Below are 7,931 nucleotides of genomic sequence, written 5' to 3'. Positions count from 1 at the left end.
GGCGCGCGCGCGCCGTTCGCCACTCCCCCCCACCCCCCCCGCCGACCCCCCCCCCCCCCGGCCGCGTTGCGGCCGTGGCGGGGGGCGCCCCCCCCCCCCCCCAGGGACGGCGCCACGGGTTCAGGGCAACCGGGTAGCTCAGGGCACGCGAGGTGGTTCAGGGCAACCGGGGTAGCTCAGGGAAGCCTGGGTGGCTCAGGGAACCCTGGGAAACTTCGCCTGCAACGTCCAGATCGCCGGGTTCTCGCCCAGCGCCTCGTGCAGATCGACGAGGTCGGCGATCAGATCGTGCAGGAAGTCCCGCGCCTCACGCCGGAGTTCGGCGTGCGAGAAGCTCAACGCCTCCTCGTCCCTCCGCATCCAGTCCGCCTCGACATCAACCCACCCGAACCGCCGCTCGAACAGCATCCGGTCGGTCGACTCGGTGAAGTCCAGTTCCGCCCGCTGCGGCCGGGCCGCCCGCGACCCCGCCGGGTCCTGGTCGATCCGTTCCACGATGTCGCACAACGCCCACGCGAAGTCGAGCACCGGCACCCATCCCCAGGCCGTGGACACTTCCCGGTCCGCCTTGGTGTCGGCGAGATAGACGTCACCGCAGAACAGGTCGTGCCGCAGCGCGTGGACGTCCGCGCGCCGGTAGTCGGTCTGCGGGGGGTCGGGGAAGCGGTTGGAGAGGGCGTAGCCGATGTCGAGCACGTAGGAGATGGTGTCACGGTCAGGGAGGTCCGAGGTCGGCCGGAGCCGCCCCTCAGGACGCACCCTCACGACGTCCTTCGCTACGCCCCTCACGACGCCCTTCGCGATGCCCCTCACCAGGCTCCGCGAGACGCTCGTCGTCCCCGTCCCGCGCGGCGGCGGCAGCCTCCAGCAGGGTCCAGCCGTCGGTCTCCACCGGCCGAGACGATCCCGGCCCCGGCAGCCACCCGCGAGCCGACGCCGCGTCGAGCAGGGCGCGGACGGCACCGGGTTCGTGGAGGTTGAGGGAGGCGCCCCGGACGTACCCCACATCCCCGGAACCGAAAGTGAACCCGCCCGGGACGTACCGCCCCGCCCCCGCCGCGAAGACGATCCGCAACGGCGCACCGGTACCGGCCGGCTGCGGATACAGGGTGAGTGTCTGGACGCAGCGCACGCCCCGGCCGCTGTCGCCGTCCGGCATGGGCGGGCTGCTGTGACGGTGACTGTGACGCAGCGACCACAGATACACGCGCCCGTCGGCGACAAGTCGGCGGGGCTTCCTGGGAGAACGGGGCACGGAGCCGAGCGTACGAGGACCGCCGTACTTCAGGCAGACGCCCCGGGGTGACGAGCCCTCAACTCATAGGATCGCGACGTGTCCCGATCCGTACGGCTTGTTCCCATGGTCACCGCTTGCGCGCTGGCCCTCGCCCTGACCGCGTGCACGGGGCCAGGCGCCCAGGGCACACCCGGCGCCGCGGGCGTGAACGACCCGTACTTCCCGAAGGCGGGCAATGGCGGCTACGACGTAACCCACTACGCCCTGACCCTCGCGTACAGCACCGACAGCACCGACACCCCCCACCTGACCGGCACGGCGGAGATCACGGCCCGGGCCACCGGCCACCTCTCCGCCTTCGACCTGGATCTCAAGGGCATGAAGGTCGACGCGCTGACGGTGGACGGCAAGAACGCCTCCTGGACCCGCACCGGCCAGGAACTGACGGTCCACCCACTCTCCACCGTCCGGCAGGGCAAGACGTTCAGGACCACCGTCCGCTACTCCGGCACCCCCGAGACGATCACCGACCCGGACGGCTCGGAGGAGGGCTGGTTGCGTACGGCGGACGGCGCGCTGGCGCTGGGCGAACCGACCGGCTCGATGGCGTGGTTCCCCGGCAACGACCACCCGTCCGACAAGGCGACGTACGACATCACGATCACCGTCCCGAAGGGCCTGCAGGCCGTCTCCAACGGTGAGTTGAGCACCGAGAAGGCTACGGGCGACGGCCGTACGACGACGTACACCTGGCGCACCACGCACCCCATGGCGACCTACCTCGCCACGGTCGCGATCGGCCACTACGACATCACCCGCACCACCACGAAGAACGGCCTCCCCGTGTACGTGGCGGTCGACCCGCAGGAGGCGGCAGCGAGCCGCAAGGTACTGGGGCGGCTCCCGGAGATCATGGAGTGGGAGGAGTACAACTTCGGCCCGTACCCCTTCTCCTCCACCGGCGCGATCGTCGACCGCAGGGGCGACGCGGGCTACGCCCTGGAGACCCAGACCCGCCCGTTCTTCCCCGGCGCCCCCGACACCGCCACCCTCGTCCACGAACTCGCCCACCAGTGGTACGGCGACTCCGTCACCCCGAAGACCTGGCGAGACATGTGGCTCAACGAGGGCTTCGCGACCTACGCGGAATGGCTCTGGAGCGAGGACCACGACGGCGACACCGCCCAGCAGACCTTCGACGCGCTCTACAAGGGCGACTACTACGACGACAAGGCCGACAACGACGCCATCTGGGCCTTCCCGCCGGCGAAACCCACCAGCGCCGCCCACATCTCCGACAGCCCCGTCTACGAACGCGGCGCGATGGTCCTCCACAAGATCCGCCAGACAGTCGGTGACGCGCGTTTCTACGACATCATCCAGGGCTGGGCAGCCGCCCACCGCTACGGCAACGCGAACACGGCGGACTTCACGGCCTACGTGGAGAAGATGGCGCCGGGAAAGAACTTCAGCGGAATCTGGAGGGACTGGCTGTACGGGGACGGGAAGCCGGCCCGTCCCTGACGGACGAACGGTCCGCCAGCTCCCGGAGGGCGCGCTCGCCCGGCCGGGCGGTGTGGTCGGCGGTGTGGTCGGCGGTGTGGTCCTGGAGGATCGCGGTCAGGGCTGGGGCGCGTTCGAGGTGGCCGCTGTCGTCCAGGGCGTCGGCGATCACGTCGTCGGGGTCGGCCGGGTTGCCGTCGAAGTCGGTGAAGAGCAGGGCGCGCAGCTGGGGGCTCGGCTGCCAAGGGCCCTTGTCGTCGGCCACGGGGCCGAGGTCATCCATTTCCCGCGCCCGTCCCTTCCTCCAACTCGTCGAGCAGCCGGGCGAGTTCGGACGGCCACACGGTTTCCGTCGTCCCGCGCAGCTCCTCCCGTGTCCACCACCGCCAGGCGAGGATGCCCTCCTCGGTGTGGGCGGCGGTGAGGTGGGGGCCGGTGGGTTCGCGGCGGGGGCCGTGGGCGACGTAGATGTGTTCGTGCTGGTGGACGGGGATGCCGGAGAAGGTGGCGTCGACCTCCCTGGTGCACAGCAGGGGGCCGGGCTCCAGGTCCGTCCAGCCGGTCTCCTCCCACAGCTCCCGCAGGGCGCCCTCGCGCGGGGTCTCGGCGCCTTCGAGGCCGCCGCCGGGCAGAGCCCAGAAGCTGACGCCCTCGGCGTCCTCGTACCGGAAGAGGAAGACGGAACCGGCGGGGTCGAGCACGGCGACGCGCCCGGCGTGGCGGAGACCGCGCAGCTGCTTGCGCAATACGGCGCAGGGGCGGCCGAGTTGACGGTCCCGGCGGTGGTCGATGACGTCGTAGCCGAGGGCCGTCCAGAAGGCGAGGCCGTCGGGATTGTGGTCAAGGACGGCGAGGCGTACGGCGGTTCGGCCGGCCTCGCGGAAACGGTCCTCGACGAGGGACGCCAACTGCCGCCCGTGACCCTGTTGTTGCTGCGTGGCATCGATCATCAGCAGGCCGATCCAGGGGTCCTCGTCGTCCGGGTCCGGATGCGTCCCGAGGGTGATCGCGATCCCGACGAGCCGCCCGGCGCTACGGGCGAGCAGGACTTCCGTGTTCGGATCGGCCAGCTCGTCTGCCAACGCCGTCGCCACCTGCTCGGGCCGGATGTCCTCCGGGTCCGGGAAGTCACCGCTCAGGGCGTGGAACGCGTGGTTCGAGGCGTAGAGGGCGGTCAGCTCGGTGAGCAGCTCGCCGGGGAGCGCGCCGGCCTCGGTCGGCGTGAGCGGTTCGAGGAACATGGGGGCACGCTAGCCGCCGGGGGCTCCGCCGAGCTCGAACCGGATCTGTTTGGCGGGGATGCTGTGTGTGGTGTCGGCGCGCTCAAGGCGGCCCCAGCTATCGGAGAGAGCTATTGGCCTACCGGAACGGAATGTTCAGCCAAGGACTCCCCGCCTCCGTCATCAGGATCCGGTGCGCGGAGACCATGTCCTGGTACCAGTCGCCGAATTCCTCCTCGTCGAAGTGGAGGCAGCGGCCGAGGATGTAACCGGCGGAGAAGTCGGGCCAGGAGCGGTAGGCGAGGGTGGCGGCTCGGCTCGCTCGGATGATGGCGGACTCTGTTTCCGGCAGGGTGGCGAAGCGGGCGCCCAGGCCCCAGCGGGCCATTTTCGAGGCTCGGCCCAGGTCCCAGGCCTCGACCGAGGTGACGTGGCGGTTCTCGGCGAGGATGCCGTCGGCTCGCATGCGGGCCTCGTAGCGGGTGATGCGGCCGATCAGGCGTTGTACGCCCTCGATGCGGGCCTCGGTCTCTGATTCGGGGCGTGGGTCTGTCTTTGTGACGCCGTCCTCCGTGATCACCGTGGAGCCCTCGGAGTTGGCGCGGATCACCGTGGCTACGGCCTGGCGCCAGTACCCGGTGTCGACGTGGCCGCCGAAGTCGCGGGCGATCGTGCGGCGCAGGCTCAGCGCGAACTCCCATACGGAGCTGGACGCTTCGCAGGCGAGCAGGTTGCGCAGGTGGTGCTGCCACTCGGCGCGGGTGGTGATGCCCCACCACTCGCGCAGCCGCCGGCGCTCACCGTCGTAGCCGTGTCCGTGCCAGGCCAGTGCGTTCCAGAGGGAGCCGTTGCTGACGCAGAGGAGGGCTCCGCAGGCCAGACCGTGGGCCACGGGGCCGTGGAGTACGCCGCCGACGTGGAGTGCGCGCAGGCGCATGGAGGTGGAGGGGGCGTCGGTTCGTTCCGCCGCGCGTGACCAGTCCGTCGTGCCCGGTGGGCCGTAGGGGAGGGCGAGTTCGCAGGGGGTGCCGGGGTTGATGACGACGGCGGGTGGGCACCGCGGGTTCCAGGCGTCGGCTATCCAGCGCAGTGAGGCGCGCGAGTACACCAGGTCGGGCCGCGGTGCGGGCAGCATGCCGTCCGTGAAGAGTTCCCAGCGTTCCGCGCCGGTGCGGGGGTCGCGGGTGAACGTGCGGTGGACGCGGTCGGGTTGGGCGTCGTAGGACTCGCGTGACATCACGTAGTAGAGGCGGACCCGGGCCAGTACGTCGTAGTACGCGGGCCAGTCGCCGCGCGCCCTCGCCTCCGCCAGTGCGCGCTCCGTATCGGTCGGCGGGGTCCAGGCGGGAGGTGAGGGAGGCCCGAAACCGGCGGGGGACGGTCCGAACGACATAGGGCGCGCTGTCCTTCCAAGTCCTTCCAGGGGCGGGCCGACCAAGCCGATCAGGTCAACACCGCTGCTGATCCCGGCACATTGCCATACCTGGCTGAGACCCCCCTGAGCGACCCCGTCTCCCTGTCTCCCCTCTTACCTCAACTCCCGCCCCCTCACAGACGGAAGCCCCCGGCCGCAACCGCAGCCAGGGGCCCCGCACGCCACGACTGCGGCTACAACCGCAGTCGTGTCTGTCTCTGTCAGACGTTCACACCGAAGTCCTGGGCGATGCCGACCAGGCCGGAGGCGTAACCCTGGCCCACCGCGCGGAACTTCCACTCCGCGCCGTTGCGGTACAGCTCGCCGAAGACCATCGCCGTCTCCGTCGCCGCGTCCTCGGAGAGGTCGTAGCGGGCGATCTCCGCGCCGCCGGCCTGGTTCACGATGCGGATGTACGCGTTGCGGACCTGGCCGAAGTTCTGCGAGCGGGTCTCCGCGTCGTAGATCGAGACCGGGAAGACGATCTTCTCGACGTCCGCCGGGAGGCCGGCCAGGTTGACGTTGATCGCCTCGTCGTCGCCCGCGCCCTCGCCCGTGCGGTTGTCGCCGGTGTGGACGATCGTCTGGTCCGGGGTCGCCTTGTTGTTGAAGAAGATGAAGTGTCCGTCCGAGTAGACCTTGCCCTCGGGGTTGACCGCGATCGCCGAGGCGTCGAGGTCGAAGTCCGTGCCGGTGGTGGTGCGGACGTCCCAGCCGAGGCCTACGGTGACGGCGGTCAGGCCCGGGGCCTCCTTGGTGAGCGAGACGTTGCCACCCTTGGACAGGCTTACAGCCATTGTTGGGAGTCCTTCCCTCGTTGCGGTGCGGGCTTCGTACTGAGGACGAAGCTACCGGTACCTCTATGAACGCCAGGAGGGGTACCGAAGGTTCCAGGTGACTTTACTTTCTTTACCCGGGACGGATGCCCGACGGCTGCCGGACGATCGCCCGACCGCCGCCCGTATTTCGCGTGACGTGGACGGGACAGCTGCGCGACCATGGGGGCATGTCCGGTCCCTATCCCGTCCGCGGCTCCGTCTCCCTGCCCGAGGCCGAGCTCATGTGGCGTTTCTCGCGGTCGTCAGGGCCGGGTGGGCAGCATGTCAACACCAGCGACTCCCAGGTGGAGCTGCGGTTCGACCTCGCCAAGACCGAGGCCCTGCCCGAGGTGTGGAAGCGGCGCGCGCTGGAGCGGCTCGCCTCGCGGCTCGTCGACGGCGTCGTCACCGTACGGTCCTCCGAGCACCGGTCCCAGTGGCGCAACCGCGAGACGGCCGCCGTACGCCTCGCGGCGCTGCTCGCCGAGGCCACCGCGCCGCCGCCGAAGCCGCGCCGGGCCACCCGTATTCCGCGCGGTATCAATGAACGCCGGCTGCGGGAGAAGAAGCAGCGGTCCGACACGAAGCGGGGGCGGAACGGGCGGGGCTGGGGATAGACCCCCCTCGTACCGGGTGCCCGTTGTCACATTCCTCTGCCGTCGTCCGTCCAGTTGGTGAAGGCGACGGACGGCGAAGAGGAGCGTGACCCATGGGCGACTTCGAATTCCCTGAAAAGAACGGCACCGGAAACGACGGTGAATTTCTCGCCGCCCGATTCGAATCCCACCGTCCCCGACTCCGCGCCGTCGCCTACCGCATGCTCGGTTCCTCCGCCGAGGCCGACGACGCCGTGCAGGAGGCCTGGTTCCGGCTGAGCCGTACGGACAGCGGGCGGGTGGAGAACCTGGGCGGCTGGCTCACCACCGTCGTCGGCCGGGTCTGCCTCGACATGCTCCGGTCCCGCAAGTCCCGCGCCGAGGAACCCCTCGAAGCCGTTGCGCCCGCTCCGGCACCCGGCCCCGATCCCGAGCAGGACGCCCTCCTCGCCGACGCGGTCGGCGTCGCGCTGCTCGTCGTCCTGGAGACCCTCACGCCCGCCGAGCGCCTCGCGTTCGTGCTGCACGACCTGTTCGCCGTGCCGTTCGGGGAGATCGCGTCCATCGTCGGCCGTACGCCCACGGCGGCACGGCAGTTGGCGAGCAGGGCCCGGCGCCGGGTGCAGGGCGCTCCCGCGCCGGACGTGGATCTCGTACGGCAACGGGCGGTCGCCGACGCCTTTCTCGCCGCCGTGCGCGAGGGCGACTTCGACGCGCTGGTGAAGGTGCTCGACCCGGACGTCGTCGCCCGCTCCGAGGACGCCGTGACCGCGGGTGCCGCCGCCGTGGCGGCCGGTGCGACCAGCTTCGCCCACTTCGCCGGCCTCGCGCGGCACGCCCTGGTGGACGGCGCCACCGGCATCGCCCTGATCGTCGACGGCCGCCCCGAACGCACCCTGACCTTCACCTTCGTACGCGACCGCATCGCCGTGATCGACATCGTGACGGACCCGGAGAAGGTGGCCCTGCTGGAGGTACGCCTGGTCTGACGCGCTGCCACACGTCCAAGGCGCGGCCACTCGTCCAACGGCCATGCCCGGAGGGCGACTGCGCCAGCGCCAACACCCCGGCCGTCGCCCGCTGTCCGGTACAGGTGCGGGCACTCCCAGCCCACGGCCTTGTCGCCGAACGCGCCCGCGGCCA

9 protein-coding genes are annotated in these 7,931 nt (G+C 70.7%); 3 read left to right on the top strand and 6 right to left on the bottom strand.

The features are described from left to right. Nucleotides 1–195 precede the first annotated feature (195 nt). Nucleotides 196–696, bottom strand: coding sequence for a hypothetical protein (locus ACFWP5_RS51030; RefSeq protein ID WP_384173830.1), 501 nt, complete (start codon nucleotides 694–696; stop codon nucleotides 196–198). A 52-nt stretch (nucleotides 697–748) separates the two neighbouring features. Next, a complete protein-coding gene (locus tag ACFWP5_RS51025) occupies nucleotides 749–1,255 on the bottom strand; it encodes a hypothetical protein (protein ID WP_384173824.1) in 507 nt (168 codons plus the stop codon). Nucleotides 1,256–1,360: 105 nt separating this feature from the next. Between ACFWP5_RS51025 and ACFWP5_RS51020 the strand changes: the two genes are divergently transcribed. Next, complete coding sequence (locus ACFWP5_RS51020) at nucleotides 1,361–2,761, top strand: M1 family metallopeptidase (protein WP_384173827.1); 1,401 nt, start codon at nucleotides 1,361–1,363, stop codon at nucleotides 2,759–2,761. Here the strand turns inward: ACFWP5_RS51020 and ACFWP5_RS51015 are convergent. The 4 genes from ACFWP5_RS51015 to ACFWP5_RS51000 form a co-directional block, all read right to left on the bottom strand. Next, nucleotides 2,706–3,023 (bottom strand): hypothetical protein, encoded by a 318-nt coding sequence (locus ACFWP5_RS51015; RefSeq protein ID WP_384173821.1) that lies wholly within the window; start codon nucleotides 3,021–3,023, stop codon nucleotides 2,706–2,708. The two genes, ACFWP5_RS51020 and ACFWP5_RS51015, sit on opposite strands and share 56 nt — an antisense overlap. Then, complete coding sequence (locus ACFWP5_RS51010) at nucleotides 3,016–3,981, bottom strand: GNAT family N-acetyltransferase (RefSeq protein ID WP_384173818.1); 966 nt, start codon at nucleotides 3,979–3,981, stop codon at nucleotides 3,016–3,018. The genes ACFWP5_RS51015 and ACFWP5_RS51010 overlap by 8 nt, the downstream gene beginning before the upstream one ends. Nucleotides 3,982–4,099: 118 nt before the next feature. Continuing rightward, entirely contained in the window at nucleotides 4,100–5,353 is a 1,254-nt protein-coding gene (locus tag ACFWP5_RS51005) for a DUF1266 domain-containing protein (protein WP_384173815.1), read from the bottom strand. Between the two features lie 242 nt (nucleotides 5,354–5,595). Then, on the bottom strand, nucleotides 5,596–6,171 hold the full coding sequence (locus ACFWP5_RS51000) for a TerD family protein (protein ID WP_384173812.1): 576 nt from the start codon (nucleotides 6,169–6,171) through the stop codon (nucleotides 5,596–5,598). A gap of 209 nt (nucleotides 6,172–6,380) precedes the next feature. On the opposite strand from ACFWP5_RS51000, the gene arfB reads away from it, so the two are divergent. Further along, nucleotides 6,381–6,809, top strand: a complete 429-nt coding sequence (arfB, locus tag ACFWP5_RS50995) for an alternative ribosome rescue aminoacyl-tRNA hydrolase ArfB (RefSeq protein ID WP_384173809.1) — start codon at nucleotides 6,381–6,383, stop codon at nucleotides 6,807–6,809. Between the two features lie 92 nt (nucleotides 6,810–6,901). After that, complete coding sequence (locus tag ACFWP5_RS50990; RefSeq protein ID WP_384173806.1) at nucleotides 6,902–7,777, top strand: sigma-70 family RNA polymerase sigma factor; 876 nt, start codon at nucleotides 6,902–6,904, stop codon at nucleotides 7,775–7,777. Nucleotides 7,778–7,931: the final 154 nt, after the last annotated feature.

The sequence above is a fragment of the Streptomyces sp. NPDC058469 genome (assembly GCF_042721125.1).
Lineage (GTDB): Bacteria > Actinomycetota > Actinomycetes > Streptomycetales > Streptomycetaceae > Streptomyces.
This window is presented reverse-complemented; position numbering and strand designations above follow the sequence as displayed.